The 22026-nt window shown below is 68.9% G+C and carries 23 protein-coding genes and 3 tRNA genes; 12 read left to right on the top strand and 14 right to left on the bottom strand.

The features are described 5' to 3' along the window. Window positions 1-2001: an ATP-dependent zinc metalloprotease FtsH gene (gene ftsH, locus AC3B5L_RS02780; RefSeq protein ID WP_187663214.1), complete on the bottom strand. Its 2001-nt coding sequence runs from the start codon at window positions 1999-2001 to the stop codon at window positions 1-3. Between the two features lie 168 nt (window positions 2002-2169). Then, the gene (gene hpt / locus AC3B5L_RS02775) at window positions 2170-2721 is read right to left on the bottom strand and encodes a hypoxanthine phosphoribosyltransferase (protein ID WP_187663213.1); all 552 of its coding nucleotides are present in this window, start codon (window positions 2719-2721) and stop codon (window positions 2170-2172) included. Window positions 2722-2842: 121 nt separating this feature from the next. On the opposite strand from hpt, the gene AC3B5L_RS02770 reads away from it, so the two are divergent. Next, the gene (locus AC3B5L_RS02770; RefSeq protein WP_259953597.1) at window positions 2843-3433 is read left to right on the top strand and encodes a DUF937 domain-containing protein; all 591 of its coding nucleotides are present in this window, start codon (window positions 2843-2845) and stop codon (window positions 3431-3433) included. Between the two features lie 26 nt (window positions 3434-3459). On the opposite strand, the gene tilS is transcribed toward AC3B5L_RS02770, so the two are convergent. Then, window positions 3460-4452 carry a tRNA lysidine(34) synthetase TilS gene (gene tilS / locus AC3B5L_RS02765; protein WP_259953596.1) on the bottom strand — a complete coding sequence of 331 codons (993 nt, stop codon included), beginning with the start codon at window positions 4450-4452 and terminating at the stop codon, window positions 3460-3462. 101 nt (window positions 4453-4553) lie between these two features. Here tilS and AC3B5L_RS02760 point away from each other — a divergent pair, with 101 nt between their 5' ends. After that, window positions 4554-5045: an inorganic diphosphatase gene (locus tag AC3B5L_RS02760; protein WP_017204665.1), complete on the top strand. Its 492-nt coding sequence runs from the start codon at window positions 4554-4556 to the stop codon at window positions 5043-5045. Between the two features lie 165 nt (window positions 5046-5210). Here AC3B5L_RS02760 and AC3B5L_RS02755 read toward each other — a convergent pair whose 3' ends face one another. Next, window positions 5211-6560: a M23 family metallopeptidase gene (locus AC3B5L_RS02755; RefSeq protein WP_259953595.1), complete on the bottom strand. Its 1350-nt coding sequence runs from the start codon at window positions 6558-6560 to the stop codon at window positions 5211-5213. A gap of 211 nt (window positions 6561-6771) precedes the next feature. Between AC3B5L_RS02755 and AC3B5L_RS02750 the strand changes: the two genes are divergently transcribed. The 5 genes from AC3B5L_RS02750 (at window position 6772) to AC3B5L_RS02730 (ending at window position 8420) form a co-directional block, all read left to right on the top strand. Continuing rightward, a tRNA-Glu gene (locus tag AC3B5L_RS02750) sits at window positions 6772-6844 on the top strand. A 31-nt stretch (window positions 6845-6875) separates the two neighbouring features. Then, window positions 6876-6949 (top strand) — tRNA-Asp (locus AC3B5L_RS02745). Between the two features lie 68 nt (window positions 6950-7017). Then, window positions 7018-7090 (top strand) — tRNA-Phe (locus AC3B5L_RS02740). A gap of 170 nt (window positions 7091-7260) precedes the next feature. Next, complete coding sequence (locus tag AC3B5L_RS02735; RefSeq protein ID WP_259953594.1) at window positions 7261-7836, top strand: helix-turn-helix domain-containing protein; 576 nt, start codon at window positions 7261-7263, stop codon at window positions 7834-7836. Continuing rightward, entirely contained in the window at window positions 7836-8420 is a 585-nt protein-coding gene (locus AC3B5L_RS02730; protein ID WP_259953593.1) for a hypothetical protein, read from the top strand. The genes AC3B5L_RS02735 and AC3B5L_RS02730 overlap by 1 nt, the downstream gene beginning before the upstream one ends. Window positions 8421-8482: 62 nt before the next feature. On the opposite strand, the gene AC3B5L_RS02725 is transcribed toward AC3B5L_RS02730, so the two are convergent. The 4 genes from AC3B5L_RS02725 to AC3B5L_RS02710 form a co-directional block, all read right to left on the bottom strand. Further along, window positions 8483-9022: an RNA polymerase sigma factor gene (locus AC3B5L_RS02725; RefSeq protein WP_280564763.1), complete on the bottom strand. Its 540-nt coding sequence runs from the start codon at window positions 9020-9022 to the stop codon at window positions 8483-8485. Continuing rightward, entirely contained in the window at window positions 9022-9603 is a 582-nt protein-coding gene (locus AC3B5L_RS02720; protein WP_259953590.1) for a hypothetical protein, read from the bottom strand. Before AC3B5L_RS02720 ends, AC3B5L_RS02725 begins: the two co-directional genes overlap by 1 nt. 117 nt (window positions 9604-9720) lie before the next feature. Further along, complete coding sequence (locus AC3B5L_RS02715) at window positions 9721-10776, bottom strand: alpha/beta hydrolase (RefSeq protein WP_259953589.1); 1056 nt, start codon at window positions 10774-10776, stop codon at window positions 9721-9723. A gap of 35 nt (window positions 10777-10811) precedes the next feature. Next, window positions 10812-11555 (bottom strand): phosphotransferase, encoded by a 744-nt coding sequence (locus tag AC3B5L_RS02710; RefSeq protein ID WP_259953588.1) that lies wholly within the window; start codon window positions 11553-11555, stop codon window positions 10812-10814. A gap of 107 nt (window positions 11556-11662) precedes the next feature. On the opposite strand from AC3B5L_RS02710, the gene AC3B5L_RS02705 reads away from it, so the two are divergent. Further along, window positions 11663-12100 (top strand): hypothetical protein, encoded by a 438-nt coding sequence (locus AC3B5L_RS02705; protein ID WP_187663207.1) that lies wholly within the window; start codon window positions 11663-11665, stop codon window positions 12098-12100. Between the two features lie 3 nt (window positions 12101-12103). Here the strand turns inward: AC3B5L_RS02705 and AC3B5L_RS02700 are convergent, their stop codons facing one another. Continuing rightward, complete coding sequence (locus AC3B5L_RS02700) at window positions 12104-12949, bottom strand: transposase (protein WP_259953587.1); 846 nt, start codon at window positions 12947-12949, stop codon at window positions 12104-12106. Between the two features lie 43 nt (window positions 12950-12992). After that, window positions 12993-14309, bottom strand: a complete 1317-nt coding sequence (locus AC3B5L_RS02695) for an FG-GAP-like repeat-containing protein (RefSeq protein ID WP_490096201.1) — start codon at window positions 14307-14309, stop codon at window positions 12993-12995. Between the two features lie 175 nt (window positions 14310-14484). On the opposite strand from AC3B5L_RS02695, the gene AC3B5L_RS02690 reads away from it, so the two are divergent. The 3 genes from AC3B5L_RS02690 to AC3B5L_RS02680 all read left to right on the top strand — a co-directional run bounded on the left by AC3B5L_RS02690 (window position 14485) and on the right by AC3B5L_RS02680 (window position 16956). Beyond that, complete coding sequence (locus AC3B5L_RS02690) at window positions 14485-14790, top strand: DUF7882 family protein (protein ID WP_187663204.1); 306 nt, start codon at window positions 14485-14487, stop codon at window positions 14788-14790. Window positions 14791-14826: 36 nt separating this feature from the next. Further along, window positions 14827-15351 (top strand): hypothetical protein, encoded by a 525-nt coding sequence (locus AC3B5L_RS02685; protein ID WP_259953585.1) that lies wholly within the window; start codon window positions 14827-14829, stop codon window positions 15349-15351. Window positions 15352-15552: 201 nt separating this feature from the next. After that, window positions 15553-16956 carry a coiled-coil domain-containing protein gene (locus AC3B5L_RS02680; protein ID WP_259953584.1) on the top strand — a complete coding sequence of 468 codons (1404 nt, stop codon included), beginning with the start codon at window positions 15553-15555 and terminating at the stop codon, window positions 16954-16956. Window positions 16957-17020: 64 nt separating this feature from the next. On the opposite strand, the gene AC3B5L_RS02675 is transcribed toward AC3B5L_RS02680, so the two are convergent. The 3 genes from AC3B5L_RS02675 to AC3B5L_RS02665 all read right to left on the bottom strand — a co-directional run bounded on the left by AC3B5L_RS02675 (window position 17021) and on the right by AC3B5L_RS02665 (window position 19670). Then, entirely contained in the window at window positions 17021-18220 is a 1200-nt protein-coding gene (locus AC3B5L_RS02675; RefSeq protein WP_187663201.1) for a fatty acid desaturase family protein, read from the bottom strand. 19 nt (window positions 18221-18239) lie between these two features. Then, window positions 18240-18518: a hypothetical protein gene (locus tag AC3B5L_RS02670; RefSeq protein WP_187663200.1), complete on the bottom strand. Its 279-nt coding sequence runs from the start codon at window positions 18516-18518 to the stop codon at window positions 18240-18242. A 195-nt stretch (window positions 18519-18713) separates the two neighbouring features. Further along, complete coding sequence (locus tag AC3B5L_RS02665; protein ID WP_490096200.1) at window positions 18714-19670, bottom strand: intradiol ring-cleavage dioxygenase; 957 nt, start codon at window positions 19668-19670, stop codon at window positions 18714-18716. Between the two features lie 367 nt (window positions 19671-20037). On the opposite strand from AC3B5L_RS02665, the gene AC3B5L_RS02660 reads away from it, so the two are divergent. Next, window positions 20038-20652 (top strand): TetR/AcrR family transcriptional regulator, encoded by a 615-nt coding sequence (locus AC3B5L_RS02660; protein WP_490096199.1) that lies wholly within the window; start codon window positions 20038-20040, stop codon window positions 20650-20652. A gap of 9 nt (window positions 20653-20661) precedes the next feature. Here AC3B5L_RS02660 and AC3B5L_RS02655 read toward each other — a convergent pair whose 3' ends face one another. After that, the gene (locus tag AC3B5L_RS02655; RefSeq protein ID WP_490096198.1) at window positions 20662-21852 is read right to left on the bottom strand and encodes a low temperature requirement protein A; all 1191 of its coding nucleotides are present in this window, start codon (window positions 21850-21852) and stop codon (window positions 20662-20664) included. Window positions 21853-22026 lie beyond the last annotated feature (174 nt).

The raw sequence follows: 22026 nt of genomic DNA, 5'->3' as shown, positions 1-22026 counted from the left end.
TCACGCCGTCGCGGGACGAGGGCTGCCCGCTCCGGCGGAGCCCTGCTGCGGGCGCGGCGGGGTCGTCGGCGCCTCGACGGAGGCGGCGAGCGAGACGTCCTTCTTCGGGACCTCGATCGGCGGCCGCTCCGAGACCGGGCGGTCCTCACTCGACAGCCACAGCGGACGCTCCGGGAGCTTCTTCACCTCGGTGAAGATCTCGGCGATGCGGTTGTGGTCGAGGGTCTCCTCCTCGAGGAGGGCCAGAGCGAGACGGTCGAGGATGTCGCGGTTCTCGCTGAGCACCGCGTACGCCTCGTTGTGCGCCTGCTCGATGAGCGCCCGCACCTCGGCGTCGACGCGCTCCGCGACCTTCTCCGAGTACTCGCGGCCGCGGCCCATGTCGCGGGCGACGAACATGTCTCCGCCCTCGGTGCCGAGCTTGACGGGGCCGACCTGCGTCGTCATGCCGTACTCGATGACCATCTTGCGAGCGATCGAGGTCGCCTTCTCGATGTCGTTCGAGGCACCGGTGGTCGGGTCGTGGAAGACGATCTCCTCGGCGACGCGGCCGCCCATGGCGTAGGTGAGCTGATCCTGCAGCTCGTTCCGGGTCACGGAGTACTTGTCGTCCAGCGGCAGCACCATCGTGTAGCCGAGCGCCTTGCCGCGGGGCAGGATCGTGATCTTCGTCACGGGATCCGTGTAGTTCATCGCCGCCGCCGCGAGTGCGTGTCCGCCCTCGTGGTACGCCGTGATGAGCTTCTCCTTGTCCTTCATCACGCGCGTGCGGCGCTGCGGACCCGCGATCACACGGTCGATGGCCTCGTCGAGGGCGCGGTTGTCGATGAGCTGCGCGTTCGAGCGGGCCGTGAGCAGCGCGGCCTCGTTCAGCACGTTCGCCAGGTCGGCGCCGGTGAAGCCGGGGGTCTTGCGGGCGACGACCTCGAGGTCGACGTTCTTCGACAGCGGCTTGCCCTTGCTGTGCACCTCGAGGATCTTCTGGCGACCCTTGAGGTCGGGGGCGTCGACGCCGATCTGGCGGTCGAAACGTCCGGGGCGCAGGAGCGCGGGGTCGAGGATGTCGGGACGGTTGGTGGCCGCGATCACGATGACGTTCGCGTTCGGGTCGAAGCCGTCCATCTCGACGAGCATCTGGTTCAGCGTCTGCTCGCGCTCGTCGTTTCCGCCGCCCATGCCGGCGCCGCGGTGGCGACCGACGGCGTCGATCTCGTCGATGAAGATGATGGCCGGAGCGTTCTCCTTGGCCTGGCTGAAGAGGTCGCGCACGCGGGAGGCACCGACGCCGACGAACATCTCGACGAAGTCGGAACCGGAGATCGAGTAGAACGGGGCGCCGGCCTCACCGGCGACGGCGCGGGCGAGGAGGGTCTTTCCGGTTCCGGGAGGGCCGTACAGCAGCACGCCCTTCGGGATGCGGGCGCCGATGGCCTGGAACTTCGCCGGGTCCTGCAGGAACTCCTTGATCTCGTGGAGTTCCTCGATCGCCTCGTCTGCTCCGGCGACGTCCGCGAAGGTGACCGTCGGGGTCTCCTTGTTGACGAGCTTGGCCTTGGACTTGCCGAACTGCATGACCTTGCCGCCGCCGCCCTGCATGGACGACAGGAGCCACCAGAACAGCAGGCCGAGCAGCACGAGGGGAAGCAGCAGCGAGAGGAAGCCGTCGAACCAGGTCGCGCGCGGCACGGCGTCGTTGAAGCCGTCCTTCGGAGCGGCCGCGTCGATCGCGGAGACCACCTCGTCGGCGCGGGCCTCGACGTAGTAGAACTGGACGTTCTCGGAGCCCTCGAACGGCTTCGACAGCGTCATGTCCACGCGCTGATCGCCATCGGTGGTGACGACCTCGGTCACGGTCTTGCCGGAGAGCAGCTCGAGCCCCTCCTGCGTCGTGATCTGCTTCGGCGCGCCGAGGTTGGAGATCAGCAGGAATCCGCCGAAGAGCAGCACGCCGATCAGAGCGACGTAGATCAGCGGATTGCGGGTGAGCTTCTTCACATCCATGGTCGGATCAGCGTATCGCCTCCGTGCTAGGGGGCCGCTGTGCGTTCACCCACGGCGCAACGCTCCCGCCTCTGGGTCGCTGAGCTTGCCGAAACGTGGGTCGCTGAGCTTGCCGAAGCGTGGGTCGCTGAGCCTGTCGAAGCGTGGGTCGCTGAGCCTGTCGAAGCGTCAGCTGTACACGTGGGGCGCCAGCACCGCGACGTCGCGGAGGTTGCGGTAGCGCTCGGCGTAGTCGAGCCCGTAGCCGACGACGAATTCCACGGGGATGTCGAAGCCGACGTACTTGCAGTCGATCTCGACCTTCGCGGCCTCCGGTTTGCGCAGCAGCGCGAGCACCTCGATCGACTCCGCACCGCGGGACCCGAAGTTCTCCAGCAGCCAGCTCAGCGTGAGGCCGGAGTCGATGATGTCCTCGACGATGAGCACGTGCTTGCCGTGCAGGTCGGTGTCGAGGTCCTTCCGGATCTGCACGACACCGCTCGACTTCGTACTGGCGCCGTAGCTCGACACCGCCATCCAGTCCATCGGCGCGTGGAACGGCAGTGCGCGTGCGAAGTCGGCCATGACCATGACCGCGCCCTTCAGCACGCCGACGAGGAGGAGGTCCTTGCCCTCGTAGTCCTTCGCGACCTGCGCCGCGAGCTCTTCGAGCTTGGCGTTGATCTCCTCCTCGGTGACGAGGATCTGTGCAAGGTCGTCCTGGATCTCCGCGGCGCGCATGGATCGATTTTAGGCGACGCGGCGGTGTGCTCCGGTCGCAGGCGCGTACCCTCCCCTGCGCGACGACACCGCACTACTCTGACGGTGACGCGGGCGCACGCCCCGACGGAAGGAGATCCCCATGGCGACTCACGACATCCTCAGCCAGGTGCCCCTCGACGACATCGCGCAGAAGCTCGGAGTGTCGCGTGACGAGGCCAAGGTCGCGGTCGAGCAGGGGGGCGCCGTGCTCCTCGGCGGACTCGCGAAGAACGCGGAGAGCTCGGAAGGATCGGCGGCCATCGAGAAGGCCCTCGGCAAGCACCGCGGCGCGTCGAGCCCGGCGACGGTCGACGACATCGACCAGGAGGACGGCGAGAAGATCGTCTCCCACATCCTCGGCGGGAAGGAGAAGGAGGTCACGAAGGAGCTGACGGAGTCGAAGGCGACCCCGGGCATCGACTTCGGGAAGCTCCTCCCCATCCTCGCGCCGATCGTGATGGGTCTCATCGCCAACGCGACCAAGGACAAGACGGCGAAGGCGGATGCGGGCACGGAGGGCTCCGGCGGGATCGGCGACGTCATCGGCGGCATCCTCGGCGGCGGCGACTCGGGCTCCGGCGGCGGGTTGGGTGACGTGCTGGGTGGCCTCCTCGGCGGCGGCAAGAGCGGCTCCGGCGGCGGCATCGACCTCGGCGGGATCCTCGGCGGCCTCTTCGGCGGCAAGAAGTAGGACGTGACGCCGCCGCGGCCAGGGATTCAGCGGGTCGCGGCGGTGAACACGATTCGGCCGCCCTGGCGCACGGCGGCGCACCCCGGCAGGTCGATCGGCCCTTGACCCGACCAGTCGGTCACGAGTCGGGCGACCTCGATCGTCTGCGCACGGCTCAGGCTCGCCCCGAACTCGCTGTCGACCACGAGACGGATGATGCGGTTGCGCAACGCGGCGGGGTTGGCGGCGAGCGCGGCGACGCTCACGGAGATCCCGGCCTCGGCATGCTCGACGATGTCCTCGATCGTCTCGTGGATCATCTCGTCGAACGCCTCCGCGTCCTCCCGGAGCTGCTCGGCGGTGCGAGCCAGCGCCTCGGCGATGCCCGGGCCGAGCTGCGTCTCCAGCACCGGCAGCACGTGGTGACGCACCCGCACCCGCGTATAGCGGTCGTCGGTGTTGTGGGGGTCTTCCCACGGCTGCAGCTCCGTCGCGGCACAGAAGGCGCGGGTGGTCTCGCGTCGCACCCCGAGCAGAGGACGCAGCCAGCGGAGGCCGTCGTCGTCCTCCCGATCCGGTGCCATGCCCTGCAGGCTCGTCGCCCCGGAGCCGCGGGCGAGCCCGAGGAGGACGGTCTCCGCCTGATCGTCGAGGGTGTGGCCGAGCAGGACCGCCCTGGCGCCGATGTCACCCGCCGCGTCCCGGAGCACGCGGTACCGCGCGTCCCGCGCGGCCGCCTCCGGACCGCCGTCGCCGTCGACCTCGACACGGACGACGAGCGCCTCGAGCCCGAGTCGTCCGGCGATGCGTCCCGTCTCGGCGGCGACCTCGGCAGACCCTTCCTGCAGACCGTGGTCGACTGTCACCGTGGTCGCACGCACCCCCCGCTTCGCAGCCTCGAACGCGGTGGCCGCCGCCAGTGCGAGCGAGTCGGCACCGCCGGACAGCGCGACGACGACGGTCGAGCCCTCGGGCAGATCGGCGAGCGCGGTGCGCACGGCGAGGCGGATCTCGGCGACGGCAGGAGCGAGGGAGGGCATCCCTCCACGCTAGGGCACGGCCTCGGCCGTCACGGTCGGATCCGCGGCCCCCGAGTAGGCTGGTCGGCGGCATCCAACCGATCTTCCTGAGGAGCACACGCATGGGCGCACACGACGCCGTCATCGAGATCCCGCGCGGCAGCCGCGTGAAGTATGAGGTCGACCACGAGACCGGGCGAGTGCACCTCGACCGCGTGCTCTACACGACCTTCGGCTACCCGGCCGACTACGGCTACTTCGACAACACGCTCGGCGAGGACGGCGACCCGCTCGACGTGCTGGTGCTCCTCGACCACGCGATCTACCCGGGCGTCGTCGTCGAGGTCCGTCCCGTCGCCGTGCTCAAGATGAGCGACGAGGCCGGTGGCGACGACAAGCTCGTCGCCGTGCTCTCGAAGGACCCGCGCTGGGCCCACATCCAGGACATCGACGACATCGCCGAGTACACGAAGAAGGAGATCGCACACTTCTTCGAGCACTACAAGGACCTCGAGCCCAACAAGTGGGTCAAGGTCGACGAGTGGGGCAACGCCGCCGAGGCGCAGCGCATCCTCGACGAGGCCATCGTCCGCTTCGGCGAGCAGGGTCACTGACCCCAGATCGCCGACCTCACCTGGGTCCCTGACCTCATGGGTGACTGACCTTCACTGGGTCGCTGACCTTCACTGGTCGCTGACCTCATATGGGTCGCTGAGCCTGTCGAAGCGAAGACCCCCGGACGCCATGCATCCGGGGGTCTTCCGCTGTCCAGCCGTCCGTCAGACGGAGATGCCCTTGCCCGCCATGAAGTCGATGGGGTTCGTGTAGCGGCCGTTGATGTAGACCTCGAAGTGCAGGTGGCACCCGAAGGAACCGCCGGTGTTGCCCGCATACGCGATGACCTGGCCGGCGCGCACCCACTGGCCGTTCCGGACGGCGAAGCCGCCGGGCTTGATATGCGCGTATCCGGTGGCGATGCCGCCGCCGTGCTGGATCCGGACGTAGTTGCCGTACCCGCCGTTGTAGAAGGCCGCGTCCACCGTGCCCGAGTGCGCTGCGTAGATCGCCGCGCCGCAGCCGTTGGCGAGGTCGACGCCGTAGTGCCAGCTCGACGAGCAGCCGTTGGCGTTGCACTGCTGCGAGCGGGGGCCGTAGCCGGAGCTGCGGTAGCCGCCGTGCGGACGCACCCAGCCCCCACTCCCCGGCGTCCCGCCGCCGCCGCTGTTGCCGCCGGCGTTCGCGGCGGCCTCGGCGGCTTCGCGGCGCTTGCGCTCCTTCTCGCGCTCCTCGACACCCTTCTGGTAGCCGGCGACGGTGGTCGCGGTGGTGTCCTTCAGCGCGGCGAGCTGCGCCTGCATGGTGGCGAGGTTCGAGGACTGCTCGTCGAGCGCGGCCTGCGCGGCGTCGGCGGCCTGCTGCGCCGCGACCATCTTCTCTTCGGCGATCTTCTGCAGGCGGTCGCGCTCGTCACGGGCGACGACGGCCTGATCGCTGAGGGATTGTGCGGAGTTCCGCGCGGCGACCGCGTCGTTGTAGACGGTCTTGTTGTACTCGAGGAGCTTGTCCATGGAGCCGAGGCGGGCGAGGAGCTCGTCAGCGTTGGCGGCGGAATCCGCGAAGAACAGCTCCAGCGAGGTGTCGTCACCGCCGTTGCGGTAGAGCTGTGCGGCGACCTGGCCGGCCTTGCGGGCGGACTCGTCGGCGACGGCGGCCTGCGCGTCCGCCTTCTCCTGCAGGGAATCGGCCTCCGCGATCGCGGCGAAGTAGGCCTGCTGCGCGTTGTAGAACTCGGTCGAGGCGACCTCGGCCGCGGCCTGCGTCTCGGAGACCTTCTGCGTGAGCGACTGGATCAGCCCCTCGATGCGCTTCACCTCTGCGGCTTTGGAGGCCTCGTTCTGCTTGGCCTTCTGCACGTCGTCCCAGCTCGGATACGACGCGGCGTGCGCGGCCGTGACACCGGACGAGATGCCGAACGCGCTGAGGGCGACGACGCTGAGCGCGCCGAGTCCGAGAGCGCCGCGGCGGCTGATCCCGTCGCGGAAGAGGGTACGGCGCTCCGCCGGGGTGGGCGCACACCCGCAGTCCGCGGATGCCGCGAGTGCCGCATCCTGCGTGGTCTTGTCGTTCACACGGCCCCTTCCGCCGGTTTCACAGATGCCACAGTAACAACAACTTTCACACCAGCACCAGACTCGTGAAGCGGCGGAAACGGCATCCCCGACTCCTCCATGGTCCCGCTCGAACACGCCCGGGGGAAGCGGGTTCCGGGCTCGATTCGCGATTTGCCCGAATGATCCCTTATGCTTGAGCGTCGGCAAGGAAGTCCCCCGGGACTGACTCGGCCCCATCGTTTAGCGGCCTAGGACGCCGCCCTTTCACGGCGGTAGCACGGGTTCGAATCCCGTTGGGGTCACTCCATCCGATACAATTGAAAACACCAGTATGGCCCTGTAGCGCAGTTGGTTAGCGTGCCGCCCTGTCACGGCGGAGGTCGCGGGTTCAAGTCCCGTCAGGGTCGCTCCGTGCGACGAGCTCTTTCTTCGGAGAGGGCTCTTCGTCTAGGACGCGGCAGCATCATCGCCGCGCGGCTCTGTAGCTCAGTTGGTAGAGCGTTCGACTGAAAATCGAAAGGTCACCGGATCGATGCCGGTCGGAGCCACACGGCTGATCATTACAATCAGCCCAGAAACCCTCGCCTAGCTTCTACATGGCGGGGGTTTTGCTTTCCCCCGGAACGAACAGGGCGTGGCTTACCGGATCTGAGGCGTCGCATCCTAATCCCAGCCGACGTAGAATATGGCTCAGAGGACATTTTTACGGGGAGGCGACGTGACCAACGCATCAGTGCTCGTGCGCGCTGCGCGGAAGAGCAGCGGGCTCACGCAGAAGGATCTCGCCGAGCGAACCAACGTCGACCAAGGCCGAGTATCTCGAGTGGAAGGTGGCCGCGAGGCTGAGTTCAGCACAGTCGAACGCTTCCTCCGTGGCGCCGGCTATCGCCTGTACTCCGCACCAACGCGACGGGACGACGCGGCGACCATCGCGGCGGCGATCCGCGGATACCTGCGAGCGGGTGACAAGTACAGCGCGCTTCGCGAGTTCATCCAACTGAGCGACAACCTCAACGCCGAGCACGGCCTCGTACGCGGGGTCCTCGGTCTCGCGGAGCCCGAGCCGACCGGCGACCGCGTCTGGGACGCCGCCCTGGCAGCGCTCGTGGATTTTCGCCTCCGCGAGGAGGGGCTCCCCACTCCGGCGTGGGTCGACGCCCCGAACAGGCGGGTCCACGTGCCCCGTACCCTGGACGTCGATCCGGCGGATCCGATCCCGGCACCCGACGACGTGCCCGCGGAGTTCTTCGAGCGTGGTGTCCTTGTCTGGCGAGACACGCTGACGAGCGTCTGATGGCTGACGCCCTGAACCGCGACGACATCATCGCCGGCCTCCGCGACCTGGTCGGCGAGCTTCATGCCGCTGGCGAAGTCGCAGGCATCCGACTTGTCGGTGGCGCTGCGCTCGTTATCAGGTACTTCGACCGCCGTGCCACCGGAGACCTCGATTCCCTTCACATCAACCCTGGAAGTGACGAAGCCGTTCTCGCCGCGGCCTCGCGCGTCGGAGACCGACGAGGGTGGAGCGACGGCTGGTTCAACTTCGCTGTGGAGCACGCGGATTCCGTGCCGACGTTCGGGCGTCGAACTGTCGAGTGGGAGACGATCTACGACCGAGATGGCGTCATCATCCAGGTCGCCTCGAAGGGCGCGCTTCTCGCCATGAAGCTCCGCGCCAACCGACCAGGACGCGACGTGGACGACATTCGTCAGTTGCTCACCCTCTGCGGCATCACCACGTTGGAGGCGGCGGAGGCTCACTACGAGGACTTCTACCCGGGCGACGGTCTCAGCGATCGCGCTATCGGCATGGTCGAGCGGATCCTCGATGGCGGCCTGCCGACAGCCGTCCCCTCCCCCGGCCCCATCCATCTCTGACCCCTGAGGAGGATCGCCCCTGCGGTCCCCATCGCCGCACGTCGTGGGGTACGGCGCATCCTCTAGAGGTCGGACTCCACGGTGAGGTCGGCCCGAAGCCTTGCTCGCGCACGCGCGTATCTGCTGCGGACCGTCGCCGACTTCTTCCCGAGGATCGTCGCGGCTTCCCTCAGGGAGAAACCGTCCCAGTGGACGAGTTGGATGATCTCCCGGTCCCCCGCTGGAAGTGCTTGGAGCGCGTCCCACACGTCGTCGCGCACGGGACGAGTATCGCCGCTGACGAGCGCTTCGCCTCTGAGCCTGTCGCTGAGTTTCATCCGGCGAGATACGGCACGTCGGTGGTTGGCGAGCACGTTGCGGGCTATCCCGAACGCCCACATCCGCGCTTCGACGGGCGCTCGTGGCATCGCGTCGACCTTGCGCCACATCGTGAGCAGCACCTCACCGGTGAGATCGGCAGCGTCGTCAGTGAAGACGACCCTTCGTGCGAAGTACGCGAAGAGCGCTCGCTTGCTCTCCTCGATCAGACGCGGCAGGTCCAGCGTCTCGTCGCTGAGCATCGAGGCCAGAGCTTCGACGGACTCGTCGGGACGGCCCGACATCAGTGCCGCACCCAGGTGCACGTCGACGTTCCTGCTGTACCGACCCCGACGCCGTCGAGCAGCTCCGCCGGGATCTCCTCGATAACCGCGGTCACGATGCCGGTGGAAACAGTCGCCTGGTCCAGGTCCTCTCGGCTGAGTGTCGGATCCACGTCGGGGTCGCCCACGGAGAGGGGGTGCTCCTCGCCGAGGTCGTATCCCCGCTGGCCGACGCCCGTCCAGTCGTGGGATGCGATCCACTGTTTGGCCTCGGTGACGTTCGTGCCGTCCCAGGAGGTGACGGCGAGCGAGTACGTGCATTCGACGGCGTTGCCCTCGTCGGTGACGTACGTGATCGGGATGACGGCGTCCGGAGTGAAGTTCGGGGCAACGTAGACGGCGGCTGCTGTCGCGAGAATCCCCACGCCCAGGAGGGCGCCGACCACGACGGCGATGCGTACACCGCGGCGACGACGCGGCGGACGCGCATGCTGCTCTGCCGCGTTCCTCACGACTCGTTCCAACGTCGCGTCAAGGAGTCCCTGCGACTCCGCCCACTTGTCGTGCGGAGTGAGCAGCCGGTTGAGCTGTGTGTCGTCCATGGTTCCTCCGATGATCCGTTCACTACCACTCGTGTCCGGTCCTGGCCGAAGTGTTGCATCGACGATGCAGAATCTGGGTTCGGAGAGAGGGGAGAACGGGACGGGTGGCCCGCAGACCTACGTCGGCACGGGTGAGTCCGTCGAGCCGTCCCCCCTCGCGTTCCCCGCGGCGACCGCGTGCGGCAGCGCGTGGGTCACGAGGCTCACGAGGAACTTCCCCGGCTCCTCGAACATGCACAGGTGTGCGGAGTTCTCGAACCAGACGACGTGCGTCGCGGGCGCCGTCACGGTCTCCAGCCAGCGGGCCACCGGTCCGGTGGGGGTCGTCCAGTCGTGTCGTCCGAGGAACTGGAGCATCGGCACCTCGAACGCCGTCTGATCGCGGGCGTCGAAGCCGAGCAGGGCGGGCAGCACCTCGGGCATGGTCGCCCGCTGCCCGACGCCGATGAGGCCCAGGTCGGCGTCCGTGTAATACGGGGACAGCTCCTGCGACTCGGTGAAGTACGCGAAGTCGGAGCGATACGCCGAGAGGCCGCCGTAGTACTGCGCCCATCTCCGGCAGGTCACGATGCGTTCGACGGTCAACGGCTCGTCACCGGGGTACTCCCCGAGTGCCCGCAGCTCGGAGACCGCCTGCTCGTTCCGATCCGCGACGGCACTCCGCATCGCGTGGCGGAAGCTCTCCTCCTCGTTCTCGGGACCGGAGATGACCTGGCCGACGCCGACGTACGCCCAGAGCAGGTCGGGACGCCGCCGGGCGAGGGTGAGACCGAGGACCGTCCCCCAGCTGTGCCCGAGGACTCCGACCTTCTGCACGCCGAGCTCCCTCTGAACCCACGCGATCAGCTCCGCGAGATCGTCGACGTACCGGTCGACGCTGAGGTCCATGCCTTCGGATACTGCGCTCGCGGACTTGCCGCTCGCGCGCTGGTCGTAGTTGACGACCGTGAAGTACTCCTCCACGCCTCGTTGCCAGACCCACGACGAAGGCAGCGACGGGAGGGCCGGACCGCCGTGACAGACGATGAGCACGGGGTTCCGTATGCTGCGGCCGCGGATCGAGACGAACTGGGAGACACCGCCGAGGTCGACGTACGCCGTCCTGTCGATCGACTCCGGGTTCGGGATCCGGCAGAGATCCGCGATCACTGCGCGGCCGAGGTCGTCACTCATATCGATCACCATAGGAGAATCACACCGGCGGAACGTCACCCGAGCGCGCGCTGCCACACATCCCGATGCGCGGTGACGTAGTCGAGCACCGCCTTCCAGTGCGCCCCGTGACCCGTGCGGTACATCGTCCCCCACGGCTCGCGTCCCGCCTCCGCGGACGAGCGCAGCAGATCGAGCATCGCCTGCGTGCGCTGGCGCATCATGTCCGGAAGCTCCGCGCGCAGCTCCTCGTCGGCACCGTATCCGTCGACGAAGGCCGCCAGGTCGTCGGCGGAGCGCTGCGGGTCGCGGGCCGGATCCGGAAGCGCGAACGTCTGCGCGGAGAAGGCGAGGTCCCAGGACCGAGTGCTCGGGGCGGCGCCGTCCCAGTCGATGAAGACCCAGCGGTCGCCGAGCATCAGGTTCCACGGCGCCAGGTCGTTGTGGCAGATGAGCTCCTGCGCCGGCGCTGACAGGGGAGGTTCCCAGACCGCATCGGTGGCGGGGACATGGCGCGCCGACACGTCATGGATCCGCCGGACCATCCCGCCCACGCGGCCGAGCTCGGCGGCGGAGAGCGGTGCGGAGTCCATCGCGAGCGTGCCGGGGACGAACTCGATGATCTGCCGCCCCTGCGCGTCTCTACCGCGCGGCTCGGGCGCATCCACTCCGCGGTCCCGCATCGCCTGCACATAGGCGATCACGTGCGGAGTCGCGGCCGTCCACGCCTTCCGGACGGTGTCCCCGACCCGCACGACGGGTCCGCTCGCGTTGCCGCCCTCGAGGACTTCCTCCCGCATCCTCCGAGGCTATCGGAGGCACCTCCGGGAGAGATCACTCCCGATGATGACGAGGGATACCTCCCCCGACGGACGCCGTTCGCCGCGCCCGTGAGCAGAGTGGAATCATGACACGACGCACCCTCCTCCCCGCTGCCGCCCTGCTCCTCGGTGGCACCCTGCTGCTCGGCGGATGCGCCGCCGTGGAGGGTCTCGTGCACAAGCAGTCGACCAGGACGTTCGATGACGTCGACGCCTTCCGCGCGGACGCGCCGGTCGATGCGGACTGGGTTCCGGAAGACGCGACCACGCTCACGCTCCGGACGTCGACGATCGAGGACGCCGACGACGCCGTCCTCCTGTTGGCGAGCACGGCCAAACTGCCGGAGGACTGCGTGGAGACGGAGCGCACCTCTGCCCCGACCTGGACTCTGGACGATGCCCCCTCCGCGTACGAGGCGAAGACCGTCTTCGTCTGCGGCGACTGGAGCGTCATCCCGTCCGACGACGGCTGGTTCGGATGGACGCCGAACTCCGACGAGGAGAAGACCGCCGCCCGAAGCTGACGCTCAGAGGCCGTCGAGGGCCTCGCGCGCCGCCTGCACGGCCTTGGCAGCGGTGTCCTTCTTCTCCACGGCCACGGTGCGCCTCTTCTCCGCGGCGGGACGGTCGCGGTCGACGCGGTCGGCCTCCTGACGCAGCTGCTCCAGCTGCGCTTCCAGCTCGGCGATTCCGTCGGCCAGCTCCTCGGCGCGGTCGTGCAGCGCCTGCACCGCCTCGTCCTCCTTCGCGAGGGCGCGCTCCGCCACCGCGAGGTCCTTCTCCGCAGCAGCCACCCGACGTTCCGCGTCCCGACGTTTCCGGCGCTCCTGCAGTTCGTCCGGGGGACGCGGGGGTTGCGGCTGCAGCGCGGGGAGCGTCCCGGCCACCGCGTCGCGGATGTCGTCCGCCGTGCCCGAAGGTTCCAACGTCCGCACGAGACGTCCGGACGCCACGGCGGCCGCCGCGTCCGGGTCGAAGAACGCCGCGGAGATCGTCTGCTCGACCGCATCCCGCGTCGCCGCCGTCACTCGTTCTCCGCGGGAGCCCGCGAGGTCCGCGGCGGTCTCGGCGAGCCGCCGGGTCAGCGCGCGCCGCTCCCGGCCGAGCTTCGCCAACGCCGCAGCGTCCAGATCCGCCTGCGCCTCGCGCAGCTCCGCCGCCAGCGCCAGGGCCTCCCCGAGCTGCGCGGCACGCTCCTGCGCGAAGACGTTGACGACCCAAGCAGCCACTGCCGGCTTGCGCAGCGCCTTCACCTCCGCGGCGAGCGCGCGATCGTCGAGGTCTTTCGCCCGCGCATTCCGGGCGGCCGTGAACTCCTCGGGCGGCCCGGCGTAGAGCGCCGCCGCGATGTCATCGAGGGTCGGAGCGGCCATGCGCCCACGATACGCGTCGGCGGGGGACGGTCACACGACGGGGCTATTCGATCGCGAGGTAGTCCGCCGCATCCGAGGCCATGAGGATCCTGGTACCGAACCCTCCGGCGCCGTTTCCCGGATAGAGATAGAGCTGTCCTGCGGCCGTGCGCGCGACGAGGTCCGCACGGCCGTCCCCGTTGTAGTCCGCGCCGCCGGTGACCTCGGTGATCTCCTGCCACCCAGTCCCGGCCTGACGCCAGGTACGCAGGCCCGACGCGCCGGTGTAGAGCCTCAGCACGCCATCACCGGCGACCCCGATGAGGTCACCCCGTCCGTCGCCGTCGAAGTCTCCGGCGACGAGGTAGTGGAAACCCTCCCAGCCGTTGCCCACGGTGACGTTCGGAGTGCGGAAGCCGCCCGCCCCGTTGCCGGGGAAGATCACGAGGGTCCCGGTCGGGGACACCCCGATGACGTCCTGCCGTCCATCCCCGGTGAAATCCGCACCGGATGTGACGTGACGCATTCCGTACCACCCGGCTCCCGGGGTGGTCGCTGCGCGGAAGCCGCCGGCACCGTTCCCGGCGTAGAACTCCAGGGCGCCGTCGGAGCGCGCCACGAGGATGTCCGCATGGCCGTCTCCGTTGAAGTCCGAGTGGGTGATGTGCCGTCGGGAGTTCCCCCACCCGCCTCCGAACAGCGTGGTCGGGCCGGCGAGGCCGCTGCGCCCGTTCCCCGCCCGCAGCCGGAGGTCCCCGTTGCCCGCGACGACGAGAAGATCGGCCTTTCCGTTACCGGTGAAGTCAGCGGTGTCGATCCCCGCCGAATCGCTGGCTCCGAGACCGGGGAAGAACAGCGGGATCGTCCCACCTCGCGTGACGTTCGACAGGCAGGTGAAACCCTGGTTGATCTGGGAGTAGACCTTGCCGTTCAACCACACCTCGAAGTGCAGGTGGTAGGCGGCGGAGTTGCCGGTGTTCCCGACGACGCCGATCTGCTGCCCGCGCAGGACCTTCGTCCCCGGTGCGTACCAGCCGGATGCCGCCATGTGGGCGTACCGGGTGACGTAGCCGCCCGGGTGCTGCACATCGACGTAGTTGCCGTATCCGCCGTTCGACGTGCGGCTCTTGATCACACCGTCGTACGCCGCCAGGATCGGTGTCCCGCCGTTCCGGGAGATGTCGATGCCGTCGTGCGCGCGATAGTTGCCGAGGCAGCCGTCTCCGACCTTCGATTGAATGTTGCCCGAGGCCGGATAGACCATGTAGCCGTCGGAAGCGGCGACCGCGGAGCCGGTCGTGGTGAGGGCCGGCACCAGGGATCCCAGCACGATCGCGAGCACGGCGACGATCCCGATGCGACCAAGACGCAAGCGGGACATGCGCTTCATCTCGAAGTTCTCTCTTGCTCGGCGGCCCCAGGGGACGTGGTGTCCTCCGCGGTCACCGTACCAAGGGCGGGCGTCCCGCGACGCGAACGCCACCCCCTTCACTCCCGTTCCGCTGCTCTCGCGCCCCGGACGGGGTGAGACCCCGGAGGGGTGTACCGTCAGCATCATGGGAAGACTCCGGTACGACGGGCACTCGGATCCGATCCTCATCGACGATGAGACGCTCGCGCATCTGAAGATCGTCATCGCCACGAAGCTGCGCCGACAGGAGAGCTTCATGATGACGTGGCGGCCTCTCGAGGGTGGCATCGACCGGCGGGCGAGCGTGTGGATCCACCCCGCCATCCCCCTGCAGTTCGGCTTCGACGACGCGGAGCCACCGGCGGTGGACCCGCACCGCATCCAGCAGATCGTGCAGGCCCTCAACGCCTCCGGCGATCTTCACCTGGACCACCTCACCGACCCGCGCTGACGCGCTCCGACGTCCGGTACGGAAGGGGCGCTGCCCGTGGACACCGCAGTGATCCCGGCTCTCTTCGTGATCATCCTCGGCCTCATCGTCGGAGCGGCGTTCCTGCGGGGGTGGGTACGGCGCAGCGCGTCGTCCGCGGGACAGCGTGCGGGCGATCGGTACACCGCCGCCCGCACGGAGGAGATCCTCGCCGATCTCGGCGCCACGCTGGTCGTCCGTGACTCCCCCACAGCCGCGGCCGAGATCGTGCGCACGGTCATCGCGGACCGCGGCACAAGCTTCTCTCTGCTCCCCGACGACGCACTGGGTATCCGCTTCGTGGAACCGGACGACACGGTCGCACGACTGGTTCCGGGTCCCGAGGGAACACTGTTGCGCGTCGAGACCTTCCGCGAGTACCTCGGCTTCCCGCAGACCGCGCCGCTGTGGCGGGAGCTGCGGGCCCTGGTGGCCGCGGAGGCCGCTACCCGTCAGATCAAGGTGGCCGACGGACCCGTCTCCGTGTTCGAGCGGGGCCCTGTGCTCGACGACCGCAACGCGCGCTGGTTCCGCCAGGCCTGATCAGCGTTCACCGGCCCCCGCAGATGGGGGTCACGATTCTCAGGCGACGCAATTAGGCTAGACGCGCGCCGCGCCCCGCAGGGACTCGGATGACGACCCGGTCGTGGCGCATGCCGGAGGCCTCCTCCTCCGTGCTTGCGATCCCGTCCACGGAAACGAAGTCCGCTTCGTGTCGCGGACACGCCAGAAAGGCTTGAACCCATGAGCGAATCCTCGGGCACTCCCCGCGACGACGAGCGGTCGCCGGACTTCTTCGATCAGCTGATCGAGACGAATCCCCGCGACACGTCGTCCTCAACCTCGGCCGCATTCACCATCGGATTCCGCGGCTACGACAAGGGCGAGGTCGACGCCGCGCTCGCATCGATGCGGGCCCAGCTCCAGCAGGCGGCCGACGAGGTGGCCGAGGCGAAGGCCCGCGAGGCCGAGTCCGTCGACGCGGTCAAGGCGGAGGAGCGAGAGGCACGGGAGGCCCTCGAGGCCGAGCTCGCCGCGGCGAACGCCAAGGCCTCGGACGCGGAGCAGCAGGTGGCGACGCTCACCTCCGAGCTCGTCGACATGCCGCAGGCCGACGGTGAGGAAGCGCCGTCTCGCCAGCAGTTCGAGGCGATCCTGCGGGTGGCCGAGGAGCAGGCGAACGTCCTCATCCAGAACGCCGCCGTGCAGGCCGACCGCCTGATGACCTCTGCCCGCGAAGAAGTCGCCGCGCAGCGCGCCGAGGCCGAGGCGGATGCCGAGCGCATCATCTCCCAGGCTCAGCGCGACGCCGACCAGGTGCGACTGAAGATGGAGACCGAGTACACGGCCCATGAGGCGCGCATCGAGCGCGAGGCCGCACACGCCGCGGAGAAGGTCAGCCAGGCGTCGCAGGAGGCCACGGCGATCCGCACCGAGGCCGAGAAGGGGGCCGCCGCGCTGCGTTCCCTCGTCACGCGCGAGACCACCCAGCTGCGGGCCGACGCCGAGCGCGAGGTACGCGAGATGAACGCCCGCGTGCTGGAGTTCGAGGAGACCCTCACCCGCCGGCAGGACGACGCGCAGCAGGAGTTCCTGGTCCTCCACAACCAGGCCGTCGCCCACGCCGAGCGCATCACGACCGACGCCAACGAGCAGGTGACGGCCTCGCTGGAGCACGCCCAGCGCATCTCCGCGAAGGCCGACGGCTACGAGAAGCTCATGCGCTCGCAGGCGCAGGCGATCGAGGCCGACGCACAGGTCCGTGCGCGGGACATCCTCGAGCGTGCCCGCGTGAAGTCGCAGAAGATCGTCGATGCGGTGACCGGGCACACCTCCACCGTCCTCCGCGACGCCGAGGACCGAGCCCGTCAACTGCGGTGGCAGCAGCAGCAGCTCACCAGCTTCATGGCCGAGGTGCGCGAGCTCATCCGGCCCGACGGCATCTTCAGCGACGACAGCCTCCCCACGGAGATCGCGGTGACAGAGGCCACGATCGACGAGGACGACGACGAGAACGAGGACGACGTCGTCGAGGCGTCCGTCGAGAGCTTCCGCGGAGACGAGGTCCTCGACGACGAGCTCGACGACGACCGTCCGCTGGAGAAGATCACGATCGACGTCGTCGAGACGGACGACTCGAAGCGCTGATCCGCGCGGATACGACGAAGGGGCGAGCAGCTGTCTGCCCGCCCCTTCGTCGTCTCCGTGTGCGTCAGGCGCGACGGAGCTGTGCCGCCGCGGGGCAGTCGAACGGGTCGCGCGCCGCCAGGCCCACCCGGTTCAGGTAGGCGATGACGATCGCGTACGAGCGCCCGAGACTCGTCTCCGTGTACGGGATGCCGTTGGCGGCGCAGTAGTCGCGCACGATGCCGCGAGCCTTCGACAGGTGCAGCCGCGACATGTTCGGGAAGAGGTGGTGCTCCACCTGGTGATTGAGGCCGCCCATGAGCCCGGTGACCCACCATCCGCCGCGGATGTTGCGCGACGTGCGCACCTGCTTCGAGAAGAAGTCGAGCTTGGCGTCGGGCGCGATGACCGGCATGCCCTTGTGGTTGGGGGCGAAGGATGCGCCCATGTAGACGCCGAAGACCGCGAGCTGCACACCCAGGAACGCGAAGGCCATGCCGACGGGCAGCAGGAGGAACAGCGGCACGAGGAGGACGGCGAACCGCAGCACGATGAGTCCGAGCTCGATCCAGCGACCCTTCACGTTCTTGCGCGTCATCAGGTGCTTCAGACCCAGGAAGTGCAGGTTGAGCCCCTCCAGCGTCAGAAGGGGGAAGAAGAGCCAGCCCTGCTTCCGCGTGATGAGCCGGACGATGCCACGCGACTGTGCCGCATCCTCCTCCAGGAAGGAGATGGTGTCGACCTGGATGTCAGGGTCCTTGCCGACCTGGTTCGGGTTGCCGTGGTGGCGGGTGTGCTTGGAATCCCACCAGTGGTAGCTCATGCCGATGATGCCGGCGAGCACGCGGGCCAGGCGGAAGTTCGCCGGTCCTGTGGAGAGGATCTGGCGGTGCGCGGCCTCATGGGCGAGGAACGCGACCTGCGTGAAGACGATGCCCAGGGCGGCGGCGATGAGCAGCTGGAACCAGCTGTCACCGAGGAGCAGGAATCCGGCGACGCAACCGGCGAAGGCGACGACCAGCGCGGCGCCGACGAGCGAGTAGAACACGGGCGTCCGCTGCAGGAGCCCGGTCTCCTTCACGACCTGCTGCACGTCCCGGTAGGCCCGGGCGAGCGGCGGGAAGTCCGCGTTGCCGGCATAGGTCTGACGGACGGGCCCCAGAGTGGCGGTGACGGACGGGGAGGGTGAAAGGGAGATGATGCTCTCCTGCCGATCGGGAGCCCTTGAGCTGAGGTAGCCAAGGGCGGATGCCGATCGCTGTGGCCACACTAACCGCGCCCGCATACGCGAGCCGGCATACGAGTCAGGCTCGCGCCCGCCGCATGCGCCGACGGCGGGGGCGCGGGCGAGTCGGCGACGCCGCGGCGCGCTTCGGCTCGTTCGCCTCGGCGAGCGCACGGAAGGCGTCGTCGAGGGAGGGGAAGGATCCGAGATCGGTGCCACGCTCGTCGCGCAGTCGGTGCGCGGATCCGTCGAACTCGACGAATCCGGCGAATTCGCCGTTCCGGGTGGCGACGTGCACGTCGACGTCGGCCTGCTTCCAGGTGAGAGGGGTGGACGGAGGGATGGTGGTGGTGCTCATGCTCATGCTCATTGCTGTGGGGCGGGCGCGCTGTCGCGCTCCGCACGTGAAGAGACCGAGGGCGGATTCCGCGCGCGTCGATGCGCGTGGTCCGTGGATGGCCCTGATCAGTGGCGACGAGGCGGCCGAGAGGGGGCGAAACGCACACGTTGCACGATCAGTGTAGCAGATCCACGGAACCACGCTCCGACGACCTCAACTTCCCGGCGGGCGTCCGCTCCCGCTCCCGCCCGGTGCGGAACCGGCGCTCGGGGCGGTCGTGGTGTCGACGCCGATCACGAGCGTCGCCGTGTAGCCGCCGGCGACGCTCCCCGTCGTCGTCGCGAGTTGCGATGCCCCGCCGTCGTCGCCGAAGACGTTGTCGGAGGTCAGCGTGATCCGTGCCAGGTTGTCCGCCGATCCGGCGTATGCCGTCTCCGCGTAGACCGCTCCGCAGGCGTCTTCGGGCAGCGCGAGCTGGGATGTCGCGATCGCGTTCGATGCTTCGGTGATCGATGCCGCGTCCGGGTAGACCTCGAAGTGGATGTGGGGCCACCGCCCCGAATAGCACCCGGGGAACACGGACGTGAAGGAGACCCTGCCGTCGCCGTCAGCGACCTGCACCCCTCGGAGATAGGAGACGTCCTCGAGCCCCGACGAGTAGAGCGAGTACTCCCCCTGGGCGTTGCAGTGCCAGGCGTACACGGCGACGCCCGCGAACGGCACCCCTCCGTTCGCGAGGTCGAGGATCTGCAACTCGAACGAGAGCGGGACCCCGTCCGCGGTGGCACCGCCGTCGATGGACGAGCGGATGTCCTGGCGGATGATCCCCGCCTCGTCGAGGACGTCGGGACCGTTCGAGCCGTCGCCCGGGTAGGGGCCGGCGGTCTCATCCGGGATCTCCGTGATCGCGGAGTCCGATGCGGTGGCGCCGGCGCTGGGCGTGGGCGTGGCGGTCGTCGACGACGAGCCGGTGGCTGTCGGAGCGCAGGCGGTGAGGACGACGGCGCCGAGGCCGAGGCCGCCGCCGATCAGGAGCCCGCGGCGGCTCATCAGCGTCCGGAGATCGAAGGCGACGCCCTGGTCGACCACCTCTTCGTCCGCGCGATCCAGCGGTCGTCCTTCGTACATGGGCCCCTGCGGCGTCGACGTCGGTTCGGGGATTCGGCTCATGATGTGCTCCTCTCGAGCGTGGGCGGCGTTGCCCCCGATGCTCGACGAGTGAACAATCAGGGAGCTATGCGCGACCGATGAGGAGCCTAGAAGCGGGAGCAGAGCGGAGGATGCGGGGACATCGCTCCGCTCTGCAGCGCTGGCGCTCGAAGAACTCGGCGGACAACGCAGGGCCGGGGCGATGGGGGAATCGCTCGCGCGGCCACGAAGACGGCCGGCATGCAGGGGACATGCGCGGCCATGGCGCATCCAGTGCAACACGCAGCTTGGCACCTGTCAAGTTTTTCCTGGACGTCTGTCCAGATCCGCGAGAATGCCATAGCATTGCCCGCACCGATCCCGAAGGGGACGAGACCGGGGGCACAGCATGACGACGGTGACCAAGCGGGCGGAACGCGCAGGGGTGGACAAGTTCGCGATCCGCCGGCGAGCGCTGGCCGAAGCGGCGCTGGAGGCGATCGCCGAGCGCGGGTTCGCCAGGACGGGACTCCGCGAGATCGCCCAGCATTCGGAGCTCTCGCACGGAGCCCTGCACTACTACTTCACCGACAAGAACGACCTCATCGCGGAGGCCGTGCGGATCTCCAAGGGCGGGCTCGGTGACCGCTACCTCGCCGTCATGGAGGAGGCGGAGACCGCGGAGGACCTGGCGGCCGGCGCCGCGGAGGAACTCGCCAGGAGCGTGCACGACGACGCCCGCCTGCACCGGCTCTGGTACGACCTCCGCAATCAATCGCTGTTCGAGTCCGGCTTCGGCGACACGATCGCGGAGGTCGAGGCCGACCTGCAGGAGGCCATCTGGCGTGTGGTCGAGCGCTACTCCGAGCTGCGCGGTCGGCCCTGCCGCTTCACGCCGCTCTTCGCGTATGCGCTGACGGACGGCATGATGCAGCACGCCCTCATCCGTCACCTCCGCGGTGACACCGAGGCGATCGCGCGCCTGCGCGTCGAATGCCTGGACCTGTTCGCCGCCAGCGTCTGACCGCGGCGCTCAGGCGTCCGTCGCCGCGGCGCCGCGGGGAATCGGCGGCCGCATCACCAGCACCGCCACGATCCCCACCATGACCGCTGCCGTCAGCGCCACCGGCACGGGCACGAACGGGTCGAGCAGGACGAGCAGCGCCCCCACGGGGATGACCGTGTTGACGACGCGGTCGGCATTGTCGCGGATGGCGACCCACCAGATCCCGATGAGGAACACCGCGATCGGGATGGACACCGTGACGGTGGCCGCCACGGGAGTGAGATGGCTCTCCCCCGTCATCACGTCCAGCTCCACCTCGATGCCGGCGGAGAAGGCCGCGGCCGCCGCGAAGACGAAGTAGTGCGTGTAGCCGTAGCGCAGCGAACGGCCGAGAGTGGTGATGGCCCGGTGGTGGGGCGGCCAGAAGTAGATCCACCACAACGCCGCCGTCACGACGAAGGCGAGGGCCGAGATGGCCAGGAGCGGACCCAGGGCCTCCACCTCGTCCAGCGCGTCGATGATCGCGTTGGCGGAGGCGAGGAGGCTCTCGCCGAGCACGATGAGGGTGAACAGACCGTAGCGCTCCGTGATGTGGTGCGGATGCCAGGGTGTCTGGTGCCGGCGCTCGGCGAACACCGGGACCGCGATCTCGATGAGCGCGAAGACGACGAAGGCCGCGAGTTGCACGGGGCCGGACGGGATCAGCAGGAACAGAAGCCACAGCACCTGCACGACGGCGATGCCGAGGGCGTACCGCAGAGCGACGCGCCGGAGCGGGCCCTCGTTCCGCGAGGCCCGCAGCCACTGCGCCACCACCGCGATCCGCATGACGACGTAGCCCACCACGGGGAGCGTGAAGTCGCCCTCCTCGAAGGCCCCGGGGATCCCGGCGGCGAGGATGAGGACGCCCGCCATCTGGACGAACGTGGCGATCCGGTACGGCCAGTCGTCCGTGTCGAACGAGGTCGCGAACCAGGTGAAGTTCATCCACGCCCACCAGATCGCGAAGAAGAGCATCGCGTAGGAGGTGATCCCGTGGAGGAAGTCTCCGTGGCTCAGCGCGTGATGCAGCTGCGCCGAGGCGATGCTCACCGCCACCACGAAGACGAGGTCGAAGAAGAGCTCCAGCGGACTCGCGGCCCGATGCGGCTGACCGGGGTCGCGCGGCCGCATGGGCTGCAGACGGAAGCGAGGACTCGATGTCGGGTGCGCGGTCACCGCGACAGACTAGCTCCGGGTGCACCCTCGCATGCGGTATTCCGGAACGGGTTTTCGCTCACCCTCGGGAAGCGCTTCCGTCGGGCGGCCGAATCCGCTACAGTGATGACCGTCTGCAGTGCCTGCTGCACGCCTCGTCGGTTTGGGACGACGAGGACACCTTCTCGATGTGGG

It is taken from the genome of Microbacterium sp. C-MGS6, assembly GCF_058140415.1.
This window is presented reverse-complemented; position numbering and strand designations above follow the sequence as displayed.

Excerpts from the sequence above, each read along its gene's own strand:
- AC3B5L_RS02705 (WP_187663207.1), top strand. The coding sequence starts at position 11,663 with ATGACACGACGCACCCTCCTCCCCGCTGCCGCCCTGCTCCTCGGTGGC.
- AC3B5L_RS02690 (WP_187663204.1), top strand. The coding sequence starts at position 14,485 with ATGGGAAGACTCCGGTACGACGGGCACTCGGATCCGATCCTCATCGAC.
- ftsH (WP_187663214.1), bottom strand. The coding sequence starts at position 2,001 with ATGGATGTGAAGAAGCTCACCCGCAATCCGCTGATCTACGTCGCTCTG.
- AC3B5L_RS02710 (WP_259953588.1), bottom strand. The coding sequence starts at position 11,555 with ATGCGGGAGGAAGTCCTCGAGGGCGGCAACGCGAGCGGACCCGTCGTG.
- AC3B5L_RS02725 (WP_280564763.1), bottom strand. The coding sequence starts at position 9,022 with ATGTCGGGCCGTCCCGACGAGTCCGTCGAAGCTCTGGCCTCGATGCTC.
- AC3B5L_RS02760 (WP_017204665.1), top strand. The coding sequence starts at position 4,554 with ATGGGCGCACACGACGCCGTCATCGAGATCCCGCGCGGCAGCCGCGTG.
- AC3B5L_RS02720 (WP_259953590.1), bottom strand. The coding sequence starts at position 9,603 with ATGGACGACACACAGCTCAACCGGCTGCTCACTCCGCACGACAAGTGG.
- AC3B5L_RS02700 (WP_259953587.1), bottom strand. The coding sequence starts at position 12,949 with ATGGCCGCTCCGACCCTCGATGACATCGCGGCGGCGCTCTACGCCGGG.
- AC3B5L_RS02730 (WP_259953593.1), top strand. The coding sequence starts at position 7,836 with ATGGCTGACGCCCTGAACCGCGACGACATCATCGCCGGCCTCCGCGAC.
- AC3B5L_RS02675 (WP_187663201.1), bottom strand. The coding sequence starts at position 18,220 with ATGCGGGCGCGGTTAGTGTGGCCACAGCGATCGGCATCCGCCCTTGGC.
- tilS (WP_259953596.1), bottom strand. The coding sequence starts at position 4,452 with ATGCCCTCCCTCGCTCCTGCCGTCGCCGAGATCCGCCTCGCCGTGCGC.
- AC3B5L_RS02670 (WP_187663200.1), bottom strand. The coding sequence starts at position 18,518 with ATGAGCACCACCACCATCCCTCCGTCCACCCCTCTCACCTGGAAGCAG.
- AC3B5L_RS02715 (WP_259953589.1), bottom strand. The coding sequence starts at position 10,776 with ATGAGTGACGACCTCGGCCGCGCAGTGATCGCGGATCTCTGCCGGATC.
- hpt (WP_187663213.1), bottom strand. The coding sequence starts at position 2,721 with ATGCGCGCCGCGGAGATCCAGGACGACCTTGCACAGATCCTCGTCACC.
- AC3B5L_RS02660 (WP_490096199.1), top strand. The coding sequence starts at position 20,038 with ATGACGACGGTGACCAAGCGGGCGGAACGCGCAGGGGTGGACAAGTTC.
- AC3B5L_RS02665 (WP_490096200.1), bottom strand. The coding sequence starts at position 19,670 with ATGAGCCGAATCCCCGAACCGACGTCGACGCCGCAGGGGCCCATGTAC.
- AC3B5L_RS02695 (WP_490096201.1), bottom strand. The coding sequence starts at position 14,309 with ATGTCCCGCTTGCGTCTTGGTCGCATCGGGATCGTCGCCGTGCTCGCG.
- AC3B5L_RS02770 (WP_259953597.1), top strand. The coding sequence starts at position 2,843 with ATGGCGACTCACGACATCCTCAGCCAGGTGCCCCTCGACGACATCGCG.
- AC3B5L_RS02680 (WP_259953584.1), top strand. The coding sequence starts at position 15,553 with ATGAGCGAATCCTCGGGCACTCCCCGCGACGACGAGCGGTCGCCGGAC.